The following is a 25003-nucleotide window of genomic DNA, read 5'->3' on the forward strand; positions in this document are numbered from 1 at the left end:
CGCCGGCGCCGTGTGGGCCGCCGACGACGAGGAGGCGGTGGCCTTCGCCCGCCGGATGGACACCGGGCAGGTCGACATCAACGGCGGCCGGTTCAACCCGCTGGCCCCGTTCGGCGGTTACAAGCAGTCGGGGGTGGGACGCGAGCTGGGCCCGCACGGTCTGGCCGAGTACCTCCAGACCAAGTCGCTCCAGTTCTGAACCCCGTAACCCCGCTGACAGAGGAGCCTGTTCGTGGTCCGCGCCGCCGTACTGCCCGCCGTCGGAGCTCCGCTGGAGATCACCGACATCGTCCTGCCGGAGCCCGGCCCCGGCCAGGTGCGCGTCTCCCTCGCCGCCGCCGGCGTCTGCCACTCCGACCTGTCCCTGTCCAACGGCACCATGCGCGTCCCGGTGCCCGCCGTCCTCGGCCACGAGGGCTCCGGCACGGTCCTGGCGGTCGGTGAGGGCGTCACGCGGGTGGCCCCCGGCGACGGCGTGGTCCTCAACTGGGCTCCCTCCTGCGGGGCTTGCTTCCACTGCGGGATCGGCGAGGTCTGGCTCTGCGCCGACGCCCTGAAGGGGACCGCCGGCCTCCACGCCCGTACGGCCGACGGCACCGACCTCCACCCCGGGCTCAACGTCGCCGCCTTCGCGGAGGAGACCGTCGTCGCCGCGAACTGCGTGCTCCCCGCCCCCGACGGCATCCCGCTCACCGACGCGGCCCTCCTCGGCTGCGCGGTCCTGACCGGCTACGGGGCGGTCCACCACAGCGCACGGGTGCGCGAGGGCGAGAGCGTCGTCGTCCTCGGCGTCGGCGGCGTCGGCCTCGCCGTGCTCCAGGCCGCCCGCATCGCGGGCGCCTCCCGGATCATCGCGGTCGACGTCTCCCCGGCCAAGGAGGAGCTGGCCCGGCGGGCCGGGGCCACCGACTACGTCATCGCCTCCGCCACCACCCCGCGCGAGGTCCGCGCACGCACCGGCGGCCAGGGCGCCGACGTCGCGGTGGAGTGCGTCGGCCGGCCCACGACCATCCGGGCCGCCTGGGAATCCACCCGGCGCGGCGGGCGCACCACGGTCGTCGGGATCGGCGGCAAGGACCAGGAGGTCACCTTCAACGCGCTGGAGATCTTCCACTGGGGCCGCTCCCTGACGGGCTGCGTCTACGGCAACAGCGACCCCGCCCGCGACCTGCCCGTCCTCGCGGGCCACATCCGCGCGGGCCGCTTCGACCTGTCGATGATGGTCACCGAGCACATCGCCCTGGACGCCATCCCCGCCGCCTTCGACAACATGCTCGTGGGCAGGGGCGGCCGGGCACTGGTGGTGTTCTAGGGCAGGTCTGTCCGCAACGTCTCGTGCGGCACGACCGCAGGGCGGACGAGGAGACCGGGCGGACACTCCCCACCGGCCCGGCGGTCAGAAGTCCGTGGTCCGGGAGGTGGACGTCACCGGCCCCAGCAGCCGCGCGTCCATCTCGCCCTCCTCGAACAGCCGGGAGGCCGGGCCCACGATCAGCGGGTCCGGCCTGCCGACCACCTCCGGGTCCTTGCCGGGGTAGTCGAAGCGGTCCAGCACATGCCGCATCGCCTCCAGCCTGGCCCGCTTCTTGTCGTTGCTCTTCACCACCGTCCAGGGCGCGTCCGCCGTGTCGGTGTGGAACAGCATCAGCTCCTTCGCCTCGGTGTACGCGTCCCACTTGTCCAGCGAGGCCAGGTCGACGGGGCTCAGCTTCCACTGCCGTACGGGGTCGATCTGCCGGATCATGAACCGGTTGCGCTGCTCGTTGCGGGAGACGGAGAACCAGAACTTCACCAGGTGGATGCCGTCCCGGGCCAGCATCCGCTCGAAGCCCGGCGCCTGGTGCATGAACTCCAGGTACTCACGGGTCGTGCAGAATCCCATCACCCGCTCGACCCCGGCCCGGTTGTACCAGGAGCGGTCGAACAGCACGATCTCCCCGGCGCTCGGCAGATGCGCCGTGTACCGCTGGAAGTACCACTGGGTGCGCTCCCGTTCGGTCGGCTTCTCCAGGGCCACCACCCGCGCGCCCCGCGGATTGAGATGCTCGGTGAACCGCTTGATCGTGCCGCCCTTGCCCGCCGCGTCCCGCCCCTCGAAGAGGATCACCAGCCGCTCGTCGCGCTCCTTCACCCAGTGCTGGAGCTTCAGCAGCTCGATCTGGAGCGCCCGTTTGGCCTTGTCGTAGTCGCGGCGGCGCAGCTTCCGGTCGTACGGGTAGTCCTCGCGCCACGCGTCGCGGGCATGGCCCTCCGGCGTCACGAGGACCGGATCGTCGTCCCCGCTGTCGACCACGCCGAACCCGCCCAGATACGGTCCGCCGTGCCGGGCCGCCCGCTCGCTCGCCCCCGGGGCGTCGGGCGCGTCCCGTCCCGCCCGGCCCCCGGTCCCGCCGCGTGCCGTGCCGCCGGTCCCGCTACGTCCGTTCCGCTTGGCGCTCCTCGTCATGACGGGGTCCCTCCACCGGCCGGGCCGGATTTCCGCGTGTGGACCCAGTCTGCTGACGGCTCCGGGAGACCGCCACCCCGACCAGGCACAGCACGCCGCCCAGGACGCCGAGCGGCGTCGGCACCTCGTCCAGCAGCACCCACGCCATGAGCACGACGATGGCCGGGACGGCGTACGTGGTGGCGCCCATCCGGCCTGCGGTGGTGCGGGCCAGGGCGTAGCCCCAGGTGGTGAAGGCCAGCGCGGTCGGGAAGACCCCCAGATAGATCATGTTCAGCGTCGCGGACAGCGGGGCGTCGGCCGCCTCGGAGACCAGTACCCCGGTGAACGGCAGGCAGGCGACGGCTCCGATCGCGCAGCCGAAGGTGTTGATCTGGAGCGAGGAGCCGTGGGCGAGGGCCGCCTTCTGGCTCACCACGCCCAGCGCGTAGGCCACGGCGGCCAGCAGGCAGAGCGCCACGCCCAGCACGGAGGAGGTGCCGTGCCCGGACATCGCGAGGCCGACGACGACCGCGCCCGAGAACGAGATGCCCATGCCCAGCAGCAGGCGGCGCGGCAGCCCCTCGCCGAGCAGGCGGGCGCCCATCAGGGCCATCAGGATGGGCCCGATGTTCACCAGCATCGCCGCCGTCCCGGCGTCGACCTCCTGCTCGCCCCAGTTGAGCGCCACCATGTACAGCCCGAACCACAGCACGCCGGACGTGATGATTCCGCGCCAGGCGCCGCGCCCGGGCAGCCCCTCCCGCCGTACGAGGAGGATCGCCCCCAGGACCAGCGCACCCGTCACCAGCCGCCCGAGGGCGAGTGCGCCGGGGGAGTAGGACTCGCCCGCACTGCGGATGGACACGAAGGCGGAGGCCCACAGCACGACGGTGGTGCAGGCGGCGGCGGTGGCCCGCAGGCGATGGGCCGGCGGGGCGACCGGAAGGGGCGTCGGGGTCGTCGTCATGCCCACGACCGTAGAGCCGGAACGCCCGGACCCCCACTCAATTGCCGAGGACCGTCAATCGGCGGCCGGGCCGGACGGGCGCTCGCCCGCGGGCCGCGCGTACGGGCCGTACTGGATCGCCAGCCCGTCCAGCAGGGCCCGCAGCCCGGTCTCGAAGGCCCCCTCGTCGACCTGGCGGCGGTGGTCGGCCAGCAGGTGGGCCTGGCCGAGGTGCGGGTAGTCGGCGGGGTCGTAGGCGGTCTCGTCGTCCACGAAGCCCCCGGCGAAGGAGCCCAGCGCGGAACCGGTGATGAAGTAGCGCATCAGCGCCCCGATCCGGGTGGCCTGCGCGGGCGGCCACCCCGCGCCGGTCATCGCCCCGAACACCGCGTCGGCGACCCGCAGACCGGCCGGGCGGCGGCCCGGGCCCCGGGCCAGGACCGGGACGATGTGCGGGTGCGCGGCGAGGGCGGCCCGGTAGGACAGCGCCCAGTCGTGCAGGGCCTCGCGCCAGTCGCGCGGGTCCGACTCCTCGAACATCGACAGGTCGACCTGCGCGGAGACCGCGTCGGCGACGGCGTCGAGGATCTCCTCCTTGTTGCGGAAGTGGTTGTAGAGCGAAGGCCCGCTGACCCCCAGGACGGCCGCCAGCCGGCGCGTGGAGACGGCGTCGAGCCCTTCGGAGTCCACGAGCGCGCTCGCCGCCCCGACGATGCGGTCTCTGCTGAGGAGGGGCTTGCGCGGTCGGGCCATGCGGCTCATAGTAGGGCCTGCGAACCAGAAACTAGCAGTGCTAATTAAAGTGCGCCCGAGCGGCGCCCGGGAAAGGCATGGGAGGCCACGATGGACCTGACGCTCAGCGAGGAGCAGGAAGCCGTCCGCAAGCTGGCCGAGGAGTTCGTCGCCCGCGAGGTCGCCCCCCATGTCGTCGCGTGGGACCGCGCCGAGAACGTCGACAAGTCGATCGTGAAGAAGCTCGGGGACCTCGGCTTCCTCGGGCTGACCGTCCCCGAGGAGTACGGCGGCTCCGGCGGCGACCACCTCTCCTACTGCCTGGTCACCGAGGAGCTGGGGCGCGGCGACTCCTCGGTGCGCGGGATCGTCTCCGTGTCGCTCGGGCTGGTCGCCAAGACCATCGCGTCCTGGGGCGACGAGGACCAGAAGCGGACCTGGCTGCCCCGGCTCACCTCCGGCGAGGCGATCGGCTGCTTCGGCCTCACCGAGCCCGGCACCGGCTCGGACGCCGGGAACCTCGCCACCCGGGCCGAGCGCGACGGCGGTGACTACGTCGTCAACGGCACCAAGATGTTCATCACCAACGGCACCTGGGCCGATGTGGTGCTGCTTTTCGCGCGGACGAACGACGCCCCCGGCCACCGGGGCGTCTCCGCCTTCCTCGTCCCCACCGACACCCCCGGCCTCACCCGCCGCACCGTCCACGGCAAGCTCGGCCTGCGCGGCCAGGCCACCGCCGAACTGGTTCTCCAAGGCGTCCGGGTACCCGCCGGGGCCCTTCTCGGTCCCGAGGGCAAGGGCTTCTCCATCGCCATGTCCGCCCTGGCCAAGGGGCGGATGTCCGTCGCCGCGGGCTGTGTGGGCATCGCGCAGGCCGCCCTGGACGCGGCCGTGCGCTACGCCGGTGAGCGCGAGCAGTTCGGCAAGGCCATCGCCCGCCACCAGCTCGTCCAGGAACTGCTCAGCGACATCGCCGTCGACGTGGACGCCGCCCGGCTGCTGACCTGGCGGGTCGCCGACCTGATCGACCGGGGCCAGGAGTTCGCCACCGCCGCCTCCAAGGCCAAGCTGTACGCCTCGGAGGCCGCCGTCCGCTGCGCCAACAACGCCCTCCAGGTCTTCGGCGGCTACGGCTACATCGACGAGTACCCGGTCGGCAAGCTGCTGCGGGACGCCCGTGTGATGACGCTGTACGAGGGCACCAGCCAGATCCAGAAGCTGATCATCGGCCGGGCGCTCACCGGCGTCTCGGCCTTCTGACCGGAGCGCGGGTCCGTACGGCGTCCGCGGGTTCGTACGGGTGTCTGAGTACCGGCCTGAGTACGGGCGCGGATGTGGCGTGCGCCACGTCGGCGGATGCTGACCCCATGAGTGACACGACATCGGTCAAGCAGCAGAGCACCGCCGCCTTCTACATGCAGGCCGTCGCCTCCTTCATGGTGGCGATCGGCGCGGTCGCCTTCGGTATCTTCTTCCTCGACGCCGACGCCTGGGTGCGCGGCTTCCTCGCCATCGGCGTGCTCTACCTCGTCACGTCCTGCTTCACGCTCGCCAAGGTGATCCGGGACCGCCAGGAGGCCGGGCAGATCCACAGCCGGGTCGACCAGGCCCGGCTGGAGAAGATCCTCGCCGAGCACGACCCGTTCCAGAAGCTCTGACCCGTACCTCGGGCGGGACAACCCCTAAGCGCTTGCTCAGGTTCGGGGTATGGTGTGCGTCCTGTTGACGGAGAGGGGTCCTGGCGATGAGTACGGCGGAGGAGACGAGCGGCGAGGACGCGCCGTGGGGCGAGGTCACTCCGGAGGCGGCCAGGCGGCTCCTCGTCGCCGCCGTGGACGCCTTCGCCGAGCGCGGGTACCACGCGACCACCACCCGTGACATCGCCGGCCGGGCCGGGATGAGCCCGGCCGCGCTCTACATCCACTACAAGACCAAGGAAGAGCTGCTCCACCGGATCAGCACGATCGGCCACGAGCGGGCGCTGCACGTGCTCGAAGCCGAGGCCGACCGGGACGGCACGGCCGCCGACCGCCTCGCCGGGGCCGTCCGCTCCTTCGTCCGCTGGCACGCGGAGCGGCACACCACCGCCCGGGTCGTGCAGTACGAGCTCGACGCGCTCGGCGAGGAGCACCGCACCGAGATCGTCGCGCTGCGGCGCAGGAGCGACGCGGTGGTGCGGCGGATCATCGGCGAAGGGGTGCGGGACGGTGAGTTCGACGTCCCCGACGTCCCCGGCACCGCCCTCGCGGTGCTCTCCCTCTGCATCGACGTGGCCCGCTGGTTCAACGCCCGGGGCGCCCGCACCCCCGACGAGGTCGGCGAACTGTACGCCGGCCTCGTCCTGCGGATGGTCGGAGCGCGGCAGGTCCGGAAGTAGCCCCGGCTCCGGCGGCGGTCCCGGCGCCTCAGAAGTAGTAGCGGGACACCGACTCGGCGACACAGGCCGGCTTCTCGGCGCCCTCGCGCTCGACCGTGACGACCGCCGTGACCTGTACGCCCCCGCCGGTCTCCGCGACCTCGCGGAGCACCGCCGTCGCCCGCAGCCGCGAGCCGACCGGGACGGTCGAGGGGAAGCGGACCTTGTTGGTCCCGTAGTTGATGCCCATCCTCATGCCCTCCACCCGCATCACCTGCGGTACCAGGGCGGGCAGCAGCGAGAGCGTCAGATAGCCGTGGGCGATGGTCGTGCCGAAGGGCCCGTCCTTCGCCCGCTCCGGATCCACGTGGATCCACTGGTGGTCGCCGGTCGCGTCGGCGAACCGGTCGATCCTCTCCTGGTCGATCTCCAGCCAGTCGCTGTGTCCCAGCTGCTCGCCCACTCCGTCCCGCAGCTCCTGCGCGGACGTGAAGATCCTCGGCTCTGCCATGTTCCCGGTTCCTGCCTTCCGGCTCGGCGCACCATCAGGCGCGATGTCTAAGCGCTTGCTCAGCATCGTTGTGCGGCGCGTTCCTGTCAACGACATGGCAGTAGATTCGAGGGGTGCCCCAGATTCCACAGACACTCCACGAACTGTCGGTCGGCCAGCTCTCGGCGCGCAGCGGAGCGGCCGTCTCGGCCCTGCACTTCTACGAGGCCAAGGGCCTGATCAGCAGCAGCCGCACCAGCGGCAACCAGCGCCGCTACTCGCGGGACGCGCTGCGCCGGGTCGCCTTCGTCCGGGCGGCCCAGCGCGTCGGCATTCCCCTGGTCACGATCCGCGAGGCACTCGCCGAACTGCCCGAGGAGCGCACGCCGAACCGCGAGGACTGGGCCCGCCTCTCCGAGGTCTGGCGCAAGGAACTGGACGAGCGCATCGGGCAGTTGCACCGCCTGCGGGACCATCTGACCGACTGCATCGGGTGCGGCTGCCTGTCGTTGGAGAACTGTGTGCTGTCCAACCCCGACGACATCGTCGGTGAGCGGATCACCGGTTCCCGGCTGATGCCCGAGGGCCGGAAGCCGCCCAGGCGCACGTAGGCCCTCCGCCCGGCCCCCGCGTGCCCGGCGCGGTCCCCACGAAGGGCCCCGGTTCCCGGAGCGCGGGCGCCCGTCCTCACGCCGCCGTCGTGGCCGGCCTCCGGTGCCGGGGCAGCCGCGCCCTGGCCAGGGTGCGATCGGTCAGCGCGGGCTGCGGCACCGCGATCCCGCAGCCCGTGCACACCGGGCCCGCCCACGGCGCCTCGCCCCGCTCCTGCCGCCACTCGATGCCGGTGTCCGCGCAGACCGGGCACGCGGAGCCGGGGCCGGCTCCCAGGGCTGCGATCAGGCGGCGCAGGACCTCGGCGAGCGGCTCGGTGGGATGGATGTCCGGGTCGGAGCAGCGGGCCACCCCGTGACCGCCCCAGGTGCGGCGGTGCCAGTCGTCGAACGCACCGGGCCGCCGCAGCCCCGCGTGCTTCTCGCGCCGCCGCCGCTCGGCGAACCCCGCCTCGTACGCGAGCCAGACGGCCCGCGCCTCCTCCAGCTCGTCCAGCGCTTCCACCAGGCGCACCGGATCGGGCGCCCGGTCCTCGGGATCGATCCCGTGCCGGGCGCACAGATGGTCCCAGGTCGCCCGGTGCCCGTACGGGGCGAACCTCTCCAAACACTTGCGCAGCGAATACCGCCGCAGGGCCAGATCCCCCATCGGATCGCGGACCTGTCTCGCAAGACTCCGGAAACCGGCCATGACACCGCCACCTCCGTCGCTCGTCCTTGGACGTCAAGGAATGGACGTACGCCTGCCCGTTTCGGCTCCATCGAAAGATGAAATCCGTCCATTGGCCGAGACTTCCCATCAAGGAGGGGGTGCACGGGCTGGAGCGCAGCGGCGCGCGGACGGGTGGTGCGAAGGCGCACTCCCGGTACGGGCGGCGAAAGCCGATGGCGGAGTCACGGTCCCGTGCGGTTGGGCCGCCCCCCTGGCAACAGCTCGTCCGCGCCTGGAGAAGGTCACCCCCGACAACGTGCTCGCCGCCTGTCGGCCGGAAGTCGCGCCCGGGCAGCGCAGGTTCGTCTCCCCGGTCGCGCAGTCCCTGGCCGAGGCCCAGGTGCACCCCGTCGCCCGGCCCCGGCTGATCTGCGACGGCGAACACCTCGGCGACCCGGACCTCACGCCCCGACCGGACGCCGGGCCTACCCTCCGTACCGCAGATACCCGCGGCGCTTCGCCCGGAACGCCGACAGGTCCCGCTGCCATGCGCGCACCACCGCGTCGGTGTCCGCCCCCGCGTCGATCATCGTGCGGACGCGGGTGTTGCCGGTGAGCTTGTCGATCCAGTTGTCCGGCCGCCAGGCGAAGCCGCTCCAGGTCTGCTTCGCCGTCACCAGCAGGGCGATCCCGGTGCGGACCGGGTCGAAGACCTCCCGGTCCCGGACGTGCACCTGCACCCCGCCCACCGTCTTCCCCGCGAACTTGGAGAACGTCGGCGCGAAGTACGCCTCGCGGAAGGCCACCCCCGGCAGTTCCAGGGCGTTCGCGGCGGCCGCCCAGCGGTGGTCGACGCCCTCCGCGCCGAGGAGTTCGAAGGGGCGCGTGGTGCCGCGGCCCTCGGAGAGGTTCGTTCCCTCGAAGAGGCAGGTGCCGGAGTAGACGAGCGCCGTCTCGGGCGTCGGCATGTTCGGGCTCGGCGGCACCCACGGCAGCCCGGTCTCGTCGAAGAAGTCCGAGCGCCGCCACCCCGACATCGTCACCACGTCCAGCCGCACCGGATGCTCGCGCAGGAACTCCGCGTTGAAGAACAGCGCCAGCTCCGCCACCGTCATCCCGTGCGCCTGGGCGATCTCCCGGCGGCCGACGAACGTGCCGAACGCCGGGTCCAGCACCGGGCCCAGCGCCGCCCGCCCGGTCACCGGGTTCGGCCGGTCCAGCACCACGAGGCGCTTGCCCGCGAGCGCCGCCGCCTCCATGCAGTCGTACAGCGTCCAGATGTACGTGTAGAAGCGCGCGCCCGCGTCCTGGATGTCGAAGAGGACCGTGTCCACGCCCGAGGCGGTGAAGATGTCCGCAAGGTCCTGCCCGCTCTTGAGGTACGTGTCGTAGACCGGCAGCCCCGTCGCCGGGTCGTCGTAGCGGCCCTCGGAGCCGCCCGCCTGGGCGGTGCCCCGGAAGCCGTGCTCGGGGCCGAAGACGGCGGTCAGCTCCACCCGGGCGTCCGGGTGCATCACGTCGACGATGTGCCGGACGTCGGCGGTGACGCCGGTCGGGTTGGTGACGATCCCGACCTTCTGGCCCCGCAGCGACCGGTAGCCGTCGGCCGCCAGCCGGTCGAAACCGGTGAGCACCCGGCCGCGCCCGTGCCCGGAGCCGCGCCCGGGGGCGGCCCCCGCCGCGGCGGGACCGGTGCCGGCCGCTGTCGCCGCGAGCGCGCCCAGGGCGCCTCCCGCGGCCAGCACACCACGTCGGGACAGGCTCATTCCGCTACCTCCATGATCGCGCCGACTGTCATGGCCACGCACGCTAGCGCGGGCCGGGGCCGCACGGAACGACCTGGACCGCGCCGGATTCCCCGAGCCGGTCGCCGTGCCCCGCGCGGCCCGCCGCCGGCCTGCTCCCACGGCTGCCCGGGGCCCCGGCCGGCCCGTTCCCGCCCCCTTCCGGATCACATACCGACCGGTTAGTCTGCCCGTGCAGCCGGATGGGAAGGGCGGGATGACGATGGGTACGGTGCAGGGCGCCGGCGTAGTGGTCACAGGGGCCGGAGGCGGCATCGGGGCCGCTCTGGCCCGCAGGTTCGCCGCCGGGGGCGCACGGGTCGTCGTCAACGACCTCGACCCCGCCCGGATCGAACCGCTCGCGGCGGAGATCGGCGGCTTCGCCGTCGCCGGGGACGCCTCGGGTGTCGTGGACGCCGCCCGGGAGGCGCTGGGCGGCACGGTGGACGTCTACTGCGCCAACGCCGGCCTCGCCTCGCCCGGCGACGCGTTCGCCGACGAGGAGGTCTGGGCCGCCGCCTGGGACGTCCATGTGATGGCCCACGTCCGCGCGGCCAGGGCCCTCCTGCCCTCCTGGCTGGAGCGCGGCAGCGGCCGTTTCGTCACCACCGCCTCCGCCGCCGGGCTGCTGACGATGATCGGCGCGGCCCCGTACAGCGTCACCAAGCACGGTGCGGTCGCCTTCGCCGAGTGGCTCTCGCTCACCTACCGCCACCGCGGGATCAAGGTCCACGCGATCTGCCCGCAGGGCGTGCGCACCGACATGCTCACCGCCGCGGGTTCGGCCGGCGAGCTGGTCCTCGCTCCCGGCGCCGTCGAGCCGGACGCGGTCGCCGACGCGCTGTTCGAGGCCATGGACGCCGACCGCTTCCTGGTCCTGCCGCATCCCGAGGTGGCCGGCTACTACCAGGCCCGCGCCGCCGATCCCGACCGGTGGATGGGCAACATGAACAAGCTCCAGCAGAAGTGGGAGGCGAGCGAGGCATGAGCGCCGTTCCCTCCGCCGGTCCCGGCACCCCGAACGCCGGCACCCCCCATCCCGGCACCCCCGACCCCGGTGGCTCGGTCTACGCCGCCCAGCCCTGGCTGGCCCTGCTCAGCGACGCCCAGCGCGCCCCCGTCACCCCGCCCCCGACCGTGCTCCACGCCTGGCGGGCGGCTGTCGACCGGGCCCCCGTCCACCCGGCCCTGGCCTACTTCGACGGCCGTCTGAGCTACCGCGAGGCCGACGAGCTGTCCGACTCGGTGGCCGGACACCTCGCCGCCCGGGGAGTGCGCCGCGGCGACCGGGTCGCGATCATGCTCCAGAACAGCCCGCACTTCGTCCTCGCGCTGCTCGGCGCCTGGAAGGCGGGCGCGACCGTCGTCCCCCTGAACCCGATGTACAAGTCGGGCGAGGTCGCCCACGTCCTCGCGGACGCCGGGGTCACCGCGCTGATCTGCTCGGACCGGGCCTGGGAGGCCCACCTCCGGGACACCGCGGCGGCGGCCCCGGAGCTCCGTGTCGCCCTGACCGCCTGCGAGCTGGACCTCCAGAGCGTGAACGACCCGCGCGTCCTCGGCTTCGAGAGGCTCCCGGCCCCCGGCCCCGACGACCTCGCGGACGATCTGCTCACCGCCGCCCGCGCCGGGAACCCGGCCCCGGCGGACCGCGATCCCACCGCCGTCGACACGGCGCTGATCAGCTACACCTCCGGGACCACCGGCACCCCCAAGGGGGCGATGAACGCCCACGGCAACATCATGGTCAACGCCGAACGCCAGCGCACCGGCCACCCGGTCCCCGAGGGCTCCGCCTACTTCGCGCTCGCCCCGCTGTTCCACATCACCGGCATGGTCTGCCAGCTCGCGGCCTGCGTCGCCAACGCGGGCACCCTCGTGCTGGCCCACCGCTTCGAGGCGGGCGTCGTCCTGGAGGCCTTCGCCACCCACCGCCCGGCCTACACCGTCGGCCCGTCCACCGCCTTCATGGCGCTGGCCGCGCACCCCGACGCCACCCCGGACCACTTCGCCTCGTTCCTCGTGATCTCCTCCGGCGGCGCGCCCCTGCCGCCCGCACTGGTGGAGAGGTTCCGCGCGGGCTTCGGCCCGTACCTCCGCAACGGCTACGGACTCACCGAGTGCACCGCCCCCTGCGCCTCGGTCCCGCCCGAACGGGAGGCCCCGGTGGACCCGGTCTCGGGCACCCTCTCCGTCGGCGTGCCGGGCCCCGACACCTTCGTGCGGATCCTCGACGAGGAGGGTCGGGAGGTGCCCTTCGGGGAGCAGGGCGAGATCGCGGTGCGCGGGCCCCAGGTCGTCCCCGGCTACTGGAACCTCCCCGAGGCCACGGCCGAGACCTTCCCGGACGGCGAGCTGCGCACCGGCGACATCGGCTTCATGGACCCGGCGGGCTGGCTCTACGTGGTCGACCGCAAGAAGGACATGATCAACGCCTCCGGGTTCAAGGTGTGGCCGCGCGAGGTGGAGGACGTCCTCCACACCCACCCGGCGGTGCGCGAGGCGGCCGTCGTGGGGGTGCCCGACGCATACCGGGGTGAGACCGTCCGGGCCTGTGTGAGCCTGCGCCCGGGGGCCTCGGTGGAACCCGGCGAACTGGGCGCGTACTGCGCGGAACGGCTCGCCGCGTACAAGTATCCGCGGGAGGTGGAGATCCTGGCAGAGCTGCCGAAGACGGCGAGTGGGAAGATCCTCAGGCGGGAACTGCGTTCCCCCCGTTAGAACAGCGTCGAAACAGCGCACGCACGATACGAAAGGAAGGTGGCGGCTCATGGCCAAGGCGACGGACCAGAACGGCACTCCCGTCCCCCAGAGGCTGCTGGCCGCCGCCACCCGACTCTTCGCCGAGCGCGGGTACGACCGCACCTCGGTCCAGGAGATCGTCGAGGCGGCGGGCGTCACCAAGGGGGCGCTCTACCACTACTTCGGCTCCAAGGAGGACCTGCTCCAGGAGGTCTACGCCCGGGTGCTGCGGCTCCAGCAGGAGCGGCTGGACGCCTTCGCGGACGCCGAGGCGCCCGTCGAGCAGCGGCTGCGCGACGCGGCGGCCGACGTGGTCGTCACGACCATCGACAACCTGGACGACGCGGCGATCTTCTTCCGCTCCATGCACCACCTGAGCCCCGAGAAGAACAAGCAGGTGCGCGTCGAGCGCCGCCGCTACCACGAGCGCTTCCGGGCCCTGATCGAGGAGGGGCAGCGCGAGGGCGTGTTCTCCTCGGCCACCCCCGCCGACCTGGTCGTCGACTACCACTTCGGCTCGGTGCACCACCTCTCCACCTGGTACCGCCCGGACGGCCCGCTCAGCCGCCAGGAGGTCGCCGACCACCTCGCGGACCTGCTGCTGCGGGCCCTGCGCCCGTAGCGGGGGTACGGGGCCGGCCGGCGGATCTCGCTACCCACTGGCCCGCTCCGCCGGTCGGGGTGAGTCTGGATACATGACGTATGTCCTGCCTCCCGATGGGGCGCCGGGGTTCACGGGCGAACCACTGTTCGTTAATAGAACGGCTATGTCCGGTTTCCGCTCTTGACGGAGCACTGTCATTTCCTTGAGCATCGGTCACGCATTGCGCACCTCTGGGCCGCTTGTCGGGCCCACGCTCCAGGACCCGGCCGGATCACCGCGCGGCCGGGGACCCCCCGCACGTTCCGTCAGTCCCCAACGGAATCCGGAGCCCGTGAATGAGACCGAACCGCTTCTCCCTGCGCAGATCCCCGACGGCCGTCGCCGCCGTGGCCCTCGCCGCCGTCCTCGCGGCCGGTGCCCCGGCCGCCCAGGCCGCCGGCGCCGCGGCCCCGACGGCAGCCGCCGCGGCCGCGCCCGACATCCCCCTGGCCAACGTCAAGGCCCACCTCACGCAGCTCTCGACGATCGCCGCGAACAACGGCGGCAACCGCGCCCACGGCCGCCCCGGCTACAAGGCGTCCGTCGACTACGTGAAGGCCAAGCTCGACGCGGCCGGATACACCACCACGCTCCAGCAGTTCACCTCGGGCGGGGCCACCGGCTACAACCTGATAGCCGACTGGCCCGGCGGCGACCCCAACAAGGTCCTGATGGCCGGGGCCCACCTCGACTCGGTCTCCTCCGGCGCCGGGATCAACGACAACGGCTCCGGCTCGGCCGCCGTGCTGGAGACCGCGCTCGCCGTCTCCCGCGCCGGGTACCAGCCCGACAAGCACCTGCGGTTCGCCTGGTGGGGCGCGGAGGAGCTGGGCCTGATCGGCTCGAAGTACTACGTCAACAACCTGCCGTCCGCCGACCGCTCCAAGCTCGCCGGATATCTCAACTTCGACATGATCGGCTCGCCCAACCCCGGTTACTTCGTCTACGACGACGACCCGGTCATCGAGAAGACCTTCAAGGACTACTTCGCCGGCCTGAACGTCCCGACCGAGATCGAGACCGAGGGCGACGGCCGCTCCGACCACGCCCCGTTCAAGAACGTCGGCGTCCCCGTCGGCGGACTCTTCACCGGCGCCGGCTACACCAAGTCCGCCGCCCAGGCGCAGAAGTGGGGCGGGACGGCCGGGCAGGCCTTCGACCGCTGCTACCACTCCTCGTGCGACAGCCTGAGCAACATCAACGACACCGCCCTGGACCGCAACAGCGACGCCGCCGCCCACGCGATCTGGACCCTGTCCTCCGGCACCGGCGAACCGCCCACCGGCGAGGGCGTCTTCAGCAACACCACGGACGTGGCCATCCCGGACGCCGGGGCCGCGGTCACCTCGTCGGTCGCCGTCACCGGACGCACGGGCAACGCCCCGGCCGCCCTCCAGGTCGGCGTCGACATCAAGCACACCTACCGCGGCGACCTCGTCGTGGACCTGCTCGCCCCGGACGGCACCGCGTACCGGCTGAAGAACTCCAGCAGCGGCGACTCGGCCGACAACGTCATCGCGACGTACACGGTCAACGCCTCCAGCGAGGTGGCCAACGGGTCCTGGAAGCTCCGTGTCCAGGACATCGCCCGCCAGGACACCGGATACATCGACAGCTGGAAGCTCACCTTCTGAGCCTGCCGCACGCGCACGTGTGCGCGAGCGGCCGCGGCCCCCTCCCGAAGAGCACCTCGGGAGGGGGCCGCACCGCGTCCGTCACACGTACCGCTTGATCTCCCGCCGGGCCAGCGACCGCTGGTGCACCTCGTCGGGACCGTCCGCCAGCCGCAGCGTCCGCGCCGAGGCCCACAGCTCCGCCAGCGGGAAGTCCTGGCTCACCCCGCCCGCGCCGTAGAGCTGCACCGCGGAGTCCAGGATGTCCACCACCGCGCGCGGGGTGGCGATCTTGATGGCCTGGATCTCGGTGTGCGCGCCCTTGTTGCCCACGGTGTCCATCAGCCAGGCCGTCTTCAGCACCAGCAGCCGCAGTTGCTCCACCGTGACCCGGGCGTCCGCGACCCAGTTCTGCACGACGCCCTGCGCGGCCAGCGGCTTGCCGAACGCCGTACGCGCCACCGCCCGCCGGCACATCAGCTCGATGGCCCGCTCCGCCATCCCGATCAGCCGCATGCAGTGGTGGATCCGGCCCGGACCCAGCCGCGCCTGGGCGATGGCGAAGCCGCCGCCCTCCTCGCCGATCAGATTCGCCGCGGGCACCCGTACGTCGTGGAAGACCACCTCGGCGTGGCCGCCGTGCGAGTGGTCCTCGTACCCGTACACCCGCATCGCGCGCCGCACCTCGACGCCCGGGGTGTCGCGGGGCACCAGGATCATCGACTGCTGGCGGCGGACGTCCTCGCCGTCCGGGTCGGTCTTGCCCATCACGATGAAGACCGCGCAGTCGGGGTTCATCGCCCCGGAGATGTACCACTTCCGCCCGTTGATGACATAGTCATCGCCGTCCCGGATCATCCGCGTCTCGATGTTCGTCGCGTCCGAGGAGGCCACGTCCGGCTCCGTCATCGCGAACGCGGAGCGGATCTCCCCGGCAAGCAGTGGCTCCAGCCACTGCTTCTTCTGGGCCTCGGTGGCGAACTGGAACAGCACCTCCATGTTCCCGGTGTCCGGGGCGGCGCAGTTCGTCGCGGTCGGCGCGAGGTGCGGGGAGCGCCCGGTGATCTCCGCGAGCGGGGCGTACTGGAGGTTCGTCAGCCCGGCCCCGTACTCCGCGTCCGGCAGGAAGAGGTTCCACAGCCCCTGCCGCCGGGCCTCGGCCTTCAGCTCCCCGACCACCGCCGGGGTGTCCCACGGCGAGGCGAGCCGCGCCCGCTGCTCCTCGGCGACCTGCTCGGCCGGATACACGTGCTCGTCCATGAACGCGAGCAGGCGGGAACGCAGCTCCTCGGTACGGGCGTCGAATGCGAAGTCCATGGGGGTTCAGCCTTCCTGGAGGGTGGTGAGGCCGTGCGCGATGAAGACGGGGACCAGCTCGCCGATCCGGTCGAAGCCCGCGCCGACGGTCTGGCCGAGGGTGTAGCGGTAGTGGATGCCCTCCAGGATCACGGCGAGCTTGAACCAGGCGAACGCGGTGTACCAGGAGATGGCGGAGGTGTCCCGGCCCGAGCGGGCCGCGTAGCGCTCGATCAGCTCGGCGGGGGACGGGTGTCCGGCCGCCCCGCTGGTGGTGGAGACGGGCGACTTCGGCAGACCCAGATCGGAGCTGTACATCACCAGCAGACCGAGGTCGGTCAGCGGATCGCCGAGCGTGGACATCTCCCAGTCGAGGACGGCCTTGATCCGGTCGTCGGAGCCGAGCAGCACGTTGTCCAGGCGGTAGTCGCCGTGGACGACGGTGGGCGCGGGGGAGGACGGCAGTCCGCGGCCGAGGGAGGCGTGCAGCTCGTCGATGCCCGCCAGGTCGCGGTTGCGGGAGGCGTCCAACTGCTTGCCCCAGCGCCGCAGCTGCCGGTCCAGGAAGCCCTCGGGCCGCCCGAAGTCCCCGAGCCCGGCCGCCTCCGGGTCCACGGCGTGCAGGTCGACCAGGGTGTCGACGAGCCCGAGGACCGCCGCGCGGGTGCGCTCCGGGCCCAGCGGGGCGAGCTGCTCGGCGGTGCGGTACGGGGTGCCCTCGACGTACTCCATCACGTAGAACGGGGCGCCCAGCACGCTGTCGTCCTCGCAGAGCAGCAGCGGCTCCGGCACGGGTACGGCGGTGGGGTGGAGGCCGCTGATCACGCGGTGTTCGCGCGCCATGTCGTGCGCGGTGGCCAGCACATGGCCGAGCGGAGGCCTGCGCACCACCCACTGCCCCGTGCCGTCGCCGACGACGTACGTCAGGTTCGAGCGACCGCCCTCGATCAGCCGGGCTTCGAGGGGTCCGCTCACCAGCCCGGGCCGCTCGCGGTCGAGGTGGCCGCGCAGCAGCTCCGGGTCGAGACCTGGTGGGGGGACTGGGCTCATGGTGCGTACCTCCGGGCGACGGAACGAGGCGACGGGACGATCGGGAACCATGATGCCGACCAGTCGGTATGTCGTCCAGTGCCCTCCGGTGATCCGGTGGTGCGGAAGGCGTCCTGACCCTGGCGGCGGAACGCATCCCTGAATAGAGTTCACGTATGAATACAGATGATCTGGTGATCGAAGAGGTCCGGCTCACCCCGATCCTCGTCTCCGACCCGCCCCTGCTGAACACCCAGGGCGTCCACCAGCCGTACACCCCCCGCCTGATCGTGGAGGTCGTCACGCGAGGCGGGGCGAGCGGCGTGGGGGAGACGTACGGCGACGGCGCCTACCTGGAGCCCGCACGCTCCCTCGCCGAGGCGCTCCCCGGTCGGTCGGTCACGGATCTGAACGGGCTGTTCGCGCTGGCCGAGGAGGTGTGCGGCGACCCGCACACCGCCGACGGCCACCGGGTCGACGCCGGAGGGTTGCGCGGAGTCAGGAACGCGGAGAAGATCCGGCTCTCGGCCGTCTCCGCCTTCGAGGTCGCCTGCCTGGACGCCCTCGGCAGGGCGCGGGGCCTGCCGGTCCACGCCCTGCTCGGCGGGAAGGTCCGCGACACCGTCGAGTACAGCGCGTACCTCTTCTACCGCTGGGCCGCCCACCCCGGCGCGGGCGAGGCCGACGACTGGGGGGCCGCGCTCGACCCGGCCGGCGTCGTCGCCCAGGCCCGGCGCTTCGCCGACGCCCACGGCTTCGGTTCGTTCAAGCTCAAGGGCGGCGTCTTCGAGCCCGACCGGGAGATCGCCGCGATCCGCGCGCTGGCCGAGGCGTTCCCCGGCCGCCCGCTGCGCCTGGACCCGAACGGCGCCTGGTCCGTCCCCACCTCGCTGTACGTCGCCGGGCAGCTGAAGGGCGTCCTCGAATATCTGGAGGACCCCACCGGCGGCACGGAGGGCATGGCCGCCGTCTCGGCCGGAACCGACGTCCCGCTCGCCACGAACATGTGCGTCACCACCCTCGCCGAGGTGCCCGAGGCCTTCGCCCGCGACGCCGTCCAGATCGTGCTGAGCGACCACCACTACTGGGGCGGACTGCACCGCACCCGGGAACTGGCGGGCATCTGCCGCACGTTCGGTGTCGGACTCTCCATGCACTCCAACACCCACCTCGGCATCAGCCTGGCCGCGATGACCCATGTCGCCGCCACGGTGCCCGACCTCGCGTACGCCTGCGACAGCCACTACCCCTGGCAGACCGAGGACGTCATCACCGAGCGCCACACCTTCGCCGACGGCCGGCTGACCGTCTCCGACGCCCCCGGCCTCGGCGTCGAGCTGGACCGCGAGCGGCTCGCCGCCCTGCACCGGCGCTGGCTGGAGGACGACGGAACCCACCGGGAGCGCGACGACGCGGCGGCGATGCGCGCCGCCGACCCGGCGTGGCCGACGCCGAAGGTCCCGCGCTGGTGAGATCCGGCGCCCCGCGCCGGTGGGAGGGGCGGCCCCCGGCCGTCCCCCTGAGTTGCGGCGGCCCCGCCCCGCACGGAAGGTCGAGGGATGAAGGCGATCAGCTACAGCGCGTACGGTTCCGCCGACGTCATGGAGTACGGCGAGCGGCCCGACCCCAAGGTCGGCCCCGACACGGTCCTGGTGAAGGTACGGGCCGCCGCCGTCAACCCGGTCGACTGGAAGGCCCGCGAGGGCTTTCTCCAAAGCGGCCTCGAAGCCGTCTTCCCGGTGATCCCCGGCTGGGACGTCTCCGGGGTCGTCGTGCAACCGGGCGTCGCCGTGGACGAGTTCGCGGTGGGCGACGAGGTCATCGGCTACGTGCGCGAGGACTTCCTCTCGCGCGGTACGTTCGCCGAGTACGTCGCCGCCCCCGTGCGCACCCTCGCCCGCAAGCCGCTGAGCCTGAGCTTCGAGGAGGCCGCGGGGCTGCCGCTGGCCGGGCTGACCGCCTACCAGGTGCTGCACCGCACCCTGAAGATCCGCGAGGGCGACACCGTCCTGGTCCACGCGGCGGCCGGTGGCGTCGGATCGCTCGCCGTCCAGATCGCCCGGCACACCGGCTGCCGGGTGGTCGGCACCGCGAGCGCCCGCAACCACGAGCACCTGCGCAGCCTGGGCGCGGAGCCCGTGGAGTACGGCGACGGCCTCGTCGACCGGTTGCGGGCCCTGGTCCCGGACGGCTTCGACGCCTCCTTCGACACGGTGGGCGGCGACGCCCTGCGGGCCTCGGCCGACACCCTCGCGCCGGGTGGCCGGCTCGCCTCCATCGCGGACGGCGAGGTCTTCTCCTACGGTGGCCGCTACGCCTTCGTGCGCCCCGACGCCGACGACCTGGCCCGGGTCGCCGAACTGGCCGAACGGGGCATCGTCACCGTCCACGTGGACCGGGTGTTCCCGCTGGAGCGGGCCGCCGACGCCTACCGGCTCAACGAGGAGGGGCGCACCCGCGGCAAGATCGTCGTGACGGTGGACTGGGACGGCTGAGGAGCCCGCCGGAGCGGGCCCGGGAGCGGGCGTCCGGCCGCGCTCCCGGAACGGCGCCTGCCCCCGCGTCCTTGCCGGGCCCCGGGACGGGCCGGCGCCCGCGTCCGGCGCGGCTCCCGGCACAGGCCCGACCGCGCTCCCGGGACGGGCCCGACCGCGCTCCGGGCACAGGCCCGACCGCGCTCCCGGGACGGGCCCGTACCCGCGTCCGGCAGCCCGGCCCTCAGAACAGCATCGCCGCCGCGAACACCGCCAGCGCCACCGTGCACAGCGTCGCCGCCAGCGCTCCGCGCGGGGCGAGCGGCTCCGGCCGCGCCGCCTCCATCCGCAGCATCCGGCGGTGGGCCACCACCAGGAACCCCAGCCAGGCCGCCGCGCTCAGCGCCACCGCGATGAGCGCGGCCGGAGTCACCCCGCCGTGCAGCGCCTGCCGCACCGCGAGCAGCGCGACGACCGTGGCCGACAGCGTCGTGCGCCGCCAGGCCAGCCGCGTCCGCTCGGGCTGCAGCCCGGGATCCCGGCTCGCCGCCGCCGTCACACGCCCTCCCAGCCGAAGACCACGACCACCACCATCGCCACGGCGACGACGGCGACGACCAGACTCAGCAGGGTCGGGAACCGGGAGACCGGCAGGTCCTCGCCCCGCCGCATCGCCCGCTCGCACCGCACCCAGTGGTTGACCGCCCGCAGCGCGCAGAGCACCCCGGCGGCCAGCAGCCCGAGCGCGAGCCCGGCCCGCACGCCCCACACCAGCTCCGGCAGGAACTGGTCGACGGCGAAGCCTCCGCCGATCAGCGCCAGGGCCGTCCGGATCCAGGCGAGGAACGTCCGCTCGTTGGCCAGCGAGAACCGGTAGTCGGGGGTGTCCCCCTCGTCCCGGATCCGCTGCGGCGCGAACCACAGCCTTACGCTCTGCACGATCCTGTCCACACCTGGAACCCTAGAGGCTGCTCACCGATCAGGCCTGGTCAGCCCCGGTCGGTCCCAGTCGGCTCCGGTCAGTCGCGGTCGGACCTGTTCGGGGAAGGCGGAGCCCGTCATCCCGCCCGGAACTCCCGCAGCCGCCGGTACGCCTCCGCCCCGTCGGGCACCCAGGGCCACTCGTCCAGCCGCCGCTCCAGCTCCGCGTCGTCCAGGAACGCGTGCCAGGCGACCTCCTCCACCTGCGGGGAGACCGGCAGCTCGCACCGCACCCGGTAGACCGCCGACCACCAGGTGTGCCCCGCGTCGGCGTACAGGAACCGGAACAGCGGCTCGGGCCGCGGCAGCCCCGAGACCCCCAGCTCCTCCTCCGCCTCGCGCAGCGCCGCCTCGTCGTACGACTCGCCCGCGCCCACCACCCCGCCGACGAACATGTCGTAGTGCGAGGGGAAGACCAGCTTCGTGGGCGTACGCCGATGGACGAACACCCGTCCCCGCGCGTCCCGCGCCTCGATGAACACACAGCGGTGCCGCAGTCTCCGCGCGGTCGCCTCGCCGCGCGTGGCCTGACCGACGACCTCGTCGTTCTCGTCGACGATGTCCAGAATCTCCTCGGAGGGCGTCATGCGTCCCATCCAACAGCAGCCGGACGGTTGACGTGGCCCCGGCGGTTACCCAAGATCTGACGCACGGGTAACTTGAACGTTTCTCCGCATGGCCCCGAACGGTCCCGAACGGCCCCGCCCGCCTCCGAGCCACCCCGACAGGATGGAACCCATGGCCTACGACGCCGATGTGATCGTGATCGGGGCAGGACTCGCCGGGCTCGTGGCCACCGCCGAACTGGTCGACGCCGGACGTTCCGTGATCCTCCTCGACCAGGAGCCCGAGCAGTCCGTCGGCGGCCAGGCGCACTGGTCCTTCGGCGGCCTCTTCCTCGTGGACTCGCCCGAACAGCGCCGGCTGCGGATCAGGGACAGCCGGGAGCTGGCCCTCCAGGACTGGTACGGCACGGCGGGCTTCGACCGGGAGACCGAGGACCGCTGGCCGCGGAAGTGGGCCGAGGCCTACGTCGACTTCGCCGCCGGCGAGAAGCGCTCCTGGCTGCACCAGCAGGGGCTGCGCATCTTCCCGGTCGTCGGCTGGGCGGAGCGCGGCGGCTACGACGCGACGGGCCACGGCAACTCCGTGCCCCGCTTCCACATCACCTGGGGCACCGGCCCCGGCGTCGTCGCCCCCTTCGAACGACGGGTCCGCGAGGGCGTCGCCAAGGGGCTCGTCCACCTGCGGTTCCGCCACCGCGTCACCGGACTCTCCCGCACCGCCGGGGCGCTCGACACGGTCACCGGCGAGGTGCTGGAGCCGAGCGCGGCCGAGCGCGGCACCGCGAGCAGCCGGGAGGTCGCCGGAGCCTTCGAGCTGAAGGCCCAGGCGGTGATCGTCACCTCCGGCGGCATCGGCGGCAACCACGACCTGGTCCGCGCCCAGTGGCCCGAGCGGCTGGGCACCCCGCCCGAGAAGATGCTGTCCGGGGTGCCCGCGCACGTCGACGGACTGATGCTCGGCATCGCCGAGAAGGCGGGCGCGCACCACATCAACCGCGACCGGATGTGGCACTACACCGAGGGCATCGAGAACTGGAACCCGATCTGGGCCGAGCACGGCATCCGGATCCTGCCCGGTCCCTCGTCCCTCTGGCTCGACGCGCGCGGCCGGCGGCTGCCGGTCCCGCTCTTTCCCGGCTTCGACACGCTCGGCACCCTCGAACACATCATGGGCTCCGGGCACGGCTACACCTGGTTCGTGCTCAACCAGCGCATCATCGGCAAGGAGTTCGCCCTCTCCGGCTCCGAGCAGAACCCGGACCTGACCGGCAAGTCCGTCCGCGACGTGATCGGCCGGGCCCGCGCGGACGTGCCCGCACCGGTCAAGGCGTTCATGGACCACGGCGCCGACTTCGTCGTGGAGCGGGACCTCGACGCGCTCGTCCGGGGCATGAACGCGGTGACGGGCGACGGCCTGATCGACGCGGCCGACCTGCGCCGCGAGATCACCGCCCGCGACCGGGAGATCGCCAACCCCTTCACCAAGGACCTCCAGGTCACCGCCATCCACGGAGCCCGTGCCTACCTGGGCGACCGGCTCATCCGCACCGCGAAGCCGCACCGGATCCTGGACCCGGCGGCGGGCCCGCTGATCGCCGTCCGCCTCAACATCCTCACCCGCAAGTCCCTGGGCGGCCTGGAGACGGACCTGTCCTCCCGCGTGCTGACCGCCGAGGGCACCCCGCTCCCCGGCCTGTACGCGGCGGGCGAGGCCGCGGGCTTCGGCGGCGGCGGAGTCCACGGCTACCGCTCCCTGGAGGGCACGTTCCTGGGCGGCTGCATCTTCTCCGGCCGGGCGGCGGGCCGGGCGGCGGCGGAAGCGGTCGCCTGAGCGCGGGCCGAGCCCGTCCGGCCACGGCGGGCCGGGCCCGCGATCCAAGCCCCCGGGTCGTGGCGGGCCGGGTCCGCGACTCAAGCCCCTCCGGCGATCGAGGAGCGGGGGCCGGGGCGGAGCCCCGCGGGTCACCCGGCCGAAGGCCCGCCCTCACCCGCCGACGAACCGAACCCCCGCTCACCCCAGCCGCTCGACCACCCGGAACCGCTCCGCGACGATCAGCGTCGCGTCGTCCACCGTGAACCCCGGGTCGCCCAGCGCCTCCCGCATCTCCTCGCTGTGCCAGAACCGCTCGTGCCCCGCCCGCCATTCGGCCACCGACCGATAGCCCTCGCCCTCGTCGAGCACGTGCTGGAGATCCACCTCCCCCAGGGGCAGCACCCGTACCTCGATCAGCTCCAGCACTGCCACCTCCCGTCCTTCCGAGTCGATCAGCGCGGACCGTTCGCCCACGGGGGGAAGCTCCTCCTGCTCCCGTTCGTACTCGGCCAACAGCCCGGAGGTGGACACCTTTTCGCCGGAGAGGACCGCCGCCACCAACTGGTCGCGCAACGGCCCGGGAAAGGCGAGGAGGAAGGGGCTGAGGGGTTCGCGAGGTTCCATGTCCTCAGTGTGTCAGGCGCCACTCCGCACCCGCCGACCCCGCCGCACGCTGTGCGAACGCCTCGCCCGACAGGCTGCGATCCAGCCAAGTAGCCTAAAAGTGAACGGAGTTGACATAGGGCGCCCCTTGACGGGGGGTACGGCCTACCGCTTTGCTGTGCGCGATCATCCGCTCGCACACCGCATCGAAAGAAGCCCGCGGCATGTCCCCGCCTCCGCCGCCCCTGGGCCGCTCCCGCCGTCGGGGCGGTCGCTCGGACCACGTCTTCGACCTGGCCCTCGACGACGATGAACTCATCGCCGCACGCGGCCGGTTCGTCCAGGGCAGATGGTCCGAGGCCCGCACCCTGCTGGTGGGCACCGGGCGCGACTGGGACCGCCGCGGACATCGCGTGCTGGCCCTCGCCGAGACCCCGTCCGCCGTGGACTGGGCAGGTGACTGGCTGCTCGTCGAACCCGAGAGCGCCGACGCCGCCACCCTCCTCGGCTGCGCCCGGGTCGCCCGCGCGCTGCGGCCCAAGGCCAAGGCCGCCGACGCCGCCCGCGCCCGGGAGGCCTGTCTGGCCGCTGCCCGCCTCCTCCCCGACGACCCCACCCCCTGGCTCGCGCTGCTCCTCCTGGACCGGGGCCGCACCGACGGGGCGGACGAGACGGGCCGACTCTTCGAGGAGGTGCGCTCCCGCCACCCCGACCACCACCACGCCCACCACGTGATGACCGCGCTGCTGGCCGAGAGCAACCCCGCCAGCGGCCACGACCCCCTCCACGAGGTGTACGACTTCGCCGCCTGGGCCGCCGAACTGGCCCCCGCCGACTCTCCGTTGTCCGTTCTCCCGGTCATCGCCCACGCCGAGCGCTACCGGGTCCTGGTCGCCGCGGGCATCGAGCCCGACGACCCCGCGCTCTCCGGGCACTGGTCCGGGCGCCGGGCCCGCCAGGTGATGAAGGCGGCCTTCGACTGGTGGCTGGAATGGGAGCGCGAGGACCATCCGCGCCACCGCCTCGATCTCAACTTCCTGGCCCACGCCAAGGTCTGCGAGGGCCGGCCCGCCGAGGCCGCCGCCCTGTTCCACCGCATCGGCCCGTACGCGACCGCCGCGCCCTGGTCGTACTCCGGCCGGGAGCCCCACGCCGCGTTCGTCGCCGCACGCGCCTACGCGCTCGGCACCCCGTGATCCACGAGAGGCACCACCCCACCACGAAGAAGGGACCCATCCCGC

The 25003-nt window shown here is 72.9% G+C and carries 26 protein-coding genes and 1 pseudogene; 15 read left to right on the forward strand and 12 right to left on the reverse strand.

Going from position 1 to position 25003, the window contains the following annotated elements; all coding sequences use genetic code 11:
- Both DTB53_RS36070 and DTB53_RS36075 read left to right on the forward strand, forming a co-directional pair.
- The coding region (locus DTB53_RS36070; RefSeq protein WP_146777742.1) for an aldehyde dehydrogenase family protein at nucleotides 1-199 on the forward strand (199 nt) is incomplete at its 5' end.
- Nucleotides 200-232: 33 nt separating this feature from the next.
- A complete protein-coding gene (locus DTB53_RS36075) occupies nucleotides 233-1312 on the forward strand; it encodes a zinc-binding dehydrogenase (protein WP_012381539.1) in 1080 nt (359 codons plus the stop codon).
- An 84-nt stretch (nucleotides 1313-1396) separates the two neighbouring features.
- Here DTB53_RS36075 and ppk2 read toward each other — a convergent pair whose 3' ends face one another.
- From ppk2 to DTB53_RS36090, 3 genes are read right to left on the reverse strand one after another with little or no spacing between them, the layout of a single operon-like run.
- Nucleotides 1397-2446 carry a polyphosphate kinase 2 gene (gene ppk2 / locus DTB53_RS36080; RefSeq protein WP_030706055.1) on the reverse strand — a complete coding sequence of 350 codons (1050 nt, stop codon included), beginning with the start codon at nucleotides 2444-2446 and terminating at the stop codon, nucleotides 1397-1399.
- Complete coding sequence (locus tag DTB53_RS36085; protein WP_012381541.1) at nucleotides 2415-3395, reverse strand: DMT family transporter; 981 nt, start codon at nucleotides 3393-3395, stop codon at nucleotides 2415-2417. The genes ppk2 and DTB53_RS36085 overlap by 32 nt, the downstream gene beginning before the upstream one ends.
- A gap of 54 nt (nucleotides 3396-3449) precedes the next feature.
- Entirely contained in the window at nucleotides 3450-4127 is a 678-nt protein-coding gene (locus tag DTB53_RS36090) for a TetR/AcrR family transcriptional regulator (protein WP_012381542.1), read from the reverse strand.
- Between the two features lie 90 nt (nucleotides 4128-4217).
- Between DTB53_RS36090 and DTB53_RS36095 the strand changes: the two genes are divergently transcribed.
- The 3 genes from DTB53_RS36095 (at nucleotide 4218) to DTB53_RS36105 (ending at nucleotide 6486) form a co-directional block, all read left to right on the forward strand.
- Nucleotides 4218-5369, forward strand: a complete 1152-nt coding sequence (locus DTB53_RS36095; RefSeq protein ID WP_012381543.1) for an acyl-CoA dehydrogenase family protein — start codon at nucleotides 4218-4220, stop codon at nucleotides 5367-5369.
- A gap of 107 nt (nucleotides 5370-5476) precedes the next feature.
- Nucleotides 5477-5767, forward strand: a complete 291-nt coding sequence (locus DTB53_RS36100; RefSeq protein WP_003970108.1) for a YiaA/YiaB family inner membrane protein — start codon at nucleotides 5477-5479, stop codon at nucleotides 5765-5767.
- An 86-nt stretch (nucleotides 5768-5853) separates the two neighbouring features.
- Nucleotides 5854-6486 carry a TetR/AcrR family transcriptional regulator gene (locus tag DTB53_RS36105; RefSeq protein ID WP_003970109.1) on the forward strand — a complete coding sequence of 211 codons (633 nt, stop codon included), beginning with the start codon at nucleotides 5854-5856 and terminating at the stop codon, nucleotides 6484-6486.
- Between the two features lie 28 nt (nucleotides 6487-6514).
- Here the strand turns inward: DTB53_RS36105 and DTB53_RS36110 are convergent, their stop codons facing one another.
- Nucleotides 6515-6976 (reverse strand): MaoC family dehydratase, encoded by a 462-nt coding sequence (locus DTB53_RS36110; RefSeq protein ID WP_012381544.1) that lies wholly within the window; start codon nucleotides 6974-6976, stop codon nucleotides 6515-6517.
- A gap of 113 nt (nucleotides 6977-7089) precedes the next feature.
- Here DTB53_RS36110 and soxR point away from each other — a divergent pair, with 113 nt between their 5' ends.
- Nucleotides 7090-7566 (forward strand): redox-sensitive transcriptional activator SoxR, encoded by a 477-nt coding sequence (gene soxR, locus DTB53_RS36115; RefSeq protein WP_012381545.1) that lies wholly within the window; start codon nucleotides 7090-7092, stop codon nucleotides 7564-7566.
- A gap of 76 nt (nucleotides 7567-7642) precedes the next feature.
- Here the strand turns inward: soxR and DTB53_RS36120 are convergent, their stop codons facing one another.
- Nucleotides 7643-8257, reverse strand: a complete 615-nt coding sequence (locus DTB53_RS36120; protein WP_003970112.1) for a hypothetical protein — start codon at nucleotides 8255-8257, stop codon at nucleotides 7643-7645.
- Between the two features lie 232 nt (nucleotides 8258-8489).
- Here DTB53_RS36120 and DTB53_RS37840 point away from each other — a divergent pair.
- Nucleotides 8490-8666 (forward strand): annotated as a pseudogene (locus DTB53_RS37840) (GNAT family N-acetyltransferase); the annotation flags it as partial.
- A 37-nt stretch (nucleotides 8667-8703) separates the two neighbouring features.
- Here the strand turns inward: DTB53_RS37840 and DTB53_RS36130 are convergent.
- Nucleotides 8704-9984 carry an exo-beta-N-acetylmuramidase NamZ family protein gene (locus DTB53_RS36130; protein WP_075025196.1) on the reverse strand — a complete coding sequence of 427 codons (1281 nt, stop codon included), beginning with the start codon at nucleotides 9982-9984 and terminating at the stop codon, nucleotides 8704-8706.
- A 235-nt stretch (nucleotides 9985-10219) separates the two neighbouring features.
- Between DTB53_RS36130 and DTB53_RS36135 the strand changes: the two genes are divergently transcribed.
- From DTB53_RS36135 to DTB53_RS36150, 4 genes are all read left to right on the forward strand, one after another.
- Entirely contained in the window at nucleotides 10220-10990 is a 771-nt protein-coding gene (locus DTB53_RS36135) for an SDR family oxidoreductase (protein ID WP_012381547.1), read from the forward strand.
- Nucleotides 10987-12723, forward strand: coding sequence for a class I adenylate-forming enzyme family protein (locus tag DTB53_RS36140; RefSeq protein WP_236586404.1), 1737 nt, complete (start codon nucleotides 10987-10989; stop codon nucleotides 12721-12723). Before DTB53_RS36135 ends, DTB53_RS36140 begins: the two co-directional genes overlap by 4 nt.
- Nucleotides 12724-12772: 49 nt before the next feature.
- Nucleotides 12773-13366 (forward strand): TetR/AcrR family transcriptional regulator, encoded by a 594-nt coding sequence (locus tag DTB53_RS36145; RefSeq protein WP_003970116.1) that lies wholly within the window; start codon nucleotides 12773-12775, stop codon nucleotides 13364-13366.
- A gap of 317 nt (nucleotides 13367-13683) precedes the next feature.
- On the forward strand, nucleotides 13684-15021 hold the full coding sequence (locus DTB53_RS36150) for a M28 family metallopeptidase (protein ID WP_012381549.1): 1338 nt from the start codon (nucleotides 13684-13686) through the stop codon (nucleotides 15019-15021).
- 81 nt (nucleotides 15022-15102) lie between these two features.
- On the opposite strand, the gene DTB53_RS36155 is transcribed toward DTB53_RS36150, so the two are convergent.
- Nucleotides 15103-16317 (reverse strand): acyl-CoA dehydrogenase family protein, encoded by a 1215-nt coding sequence (locus tag DTB53_RS36155; RefSeq protein WP_012381550.1) that lies wholly within the window; start codon nucleotides 16315-16317, stop codon nucleotides 15103-15105.
- A 6-nt stretch (nucleotides 16318-16323) separates the two neighbouring features.
- Nucleotides 16324-17346 (reverse strand): phosphotransferase family protein, encoded by a 1023-nt coding sequence (locus tag DTB53_RS36160; RefSeq protein ID WP_003970119.1) that lies wholly within the window; start codon nucleotides 17344-17346, stop codon nucleotides 16324-16326.
- A gap of 155 nt (nucleotides 17347-17501) precedes the next feature.
- On the opposite strand from DTB53_RS36160, the gene DTB53_RS36165 reads away from it, so the two are divergent.
- Nucleotides 17502-18797 carry an enolase C-terminal domain-like protein gene (locus DTB53_RS36165; RefSeq protein ID WP_012381551.1) on the forward strand — a complete coding sequence of 432 codons (1296 nt, stop codon included), beginning with the start codon at nucleotides 17502-17504 and terminating at the stop codon, nucleotides 18795-18797.
- Between the two features lie 87 nt (nucleotides 18798-18884).
- Nucleotides 18885-19820, forward strand: coding sequence for an NADP-dependent oxidoreductase (locus tag DTB53_RS36170; protein ID WP_003970121.1), 936 nt, complete (start codon nucleotides 18885-18887; stop codon nucleotides 19818-19820).
- A gap of 223 nt (nucleotides 19821-20043) precedes the next feature.
- Here DTB53_RS36170 and DTB53_RS36175 read toward each other — a convergent pair whose 3' ends face one another.
- The 3 genes from DTB53_RS36175 to DTB53_RS36185 form a co-directional block, all read right to left on the reverse strand.
- Entirely contained in the window at nucleotides 20044-20358 is a 315-nt protein-coding gene (locus DTB53_RS36175) for a DUF202 domain-containing protein (RefSeq protein ID WP_003970122.1), read from the reverse strand.
- Entirely contained in the window at nucleotides 20355-20750 is a 396-nt protein-coding gene (locus DTB53_RS36180; RefSeq protein WP_012381552.1) for a YidH family protein, read from the reverse strand. Before DTB53_RS36180 ends, DTB53_RS36175 begins: the two co-directional genes overlap by 4 nt.
- A 107-nt stretch (nucleotides 20751-20857) precedes the next feature.
- Complete coding sequence (locus DTB53_RS36185) at nucleotides 20858-21367, reverse strand: NUDIX domain-containing protein (protein WP_030706046.1); 510 nt, start codon at nucleotides 21365-21367, stop codon at nucleotides 20858-20860.
- Between the two features lie 151 nt (nucleotides 21368-21518).
- Here DTB53_RS36185 and DTB53_RS36190 point away from each other — a divergent pair, with 151 nt between their 5' ends.
- Nucleotides 21519-23177, forward strand: coding sequence for an FAD-binding dehydrogenase (locus DTB53_RS36190; RefSeq protein ID WP_003970125.1), 1659 nt, complete (start codon nucleotides 21519-21521; stop codon nucleotides 23175-23177).
- Between the two features lie 180 nt (nucleotides 23178-23357).
- Here the strand turns inward: DTB53_RS36190 and DTB53_RS36195 are convergent, their stop codons facing one another.
- Complete coding sequence (locus tag DTB53_RS36195) at nucleotides 23358-23783, reverse strand: ASCH domain-containing protein (protein ID WP_012381554.1); 426 nt, start codon at nucleotides 23781-23783, stop codon at nucleotides 23358-23360.
- Between the two features lie 203 nt (nucleotides 23784-23986).
- On the opposite strand from DTB53_RS36195, the gene DTB53_RS36200 reads away from it, so the two are divergent.
- The gene (locus DTB53_RS36200; protein WP_003970127.1) at nucleotides 23987-24958 is read left to right on the forward strand and encodes a hypothetical protein; all 972 of its coding nucleotides are present in this window, start codon (nucleotides 23987-23989) and stop codon (nucleotides 24956-24958) included.
- Nucleotides 24959-25003 lie beyond the last annotated feature (45 nt).

Origin of the sequence: Streptomyces griseus (assembly GCF_900460065.1) — a bacterium.
Lineage (GTDB): Bacteria > Actinomycetota > Actinomycetes > Streptomycetales > Streptomycetaceae > Streptomyces > Streptomyces griseus.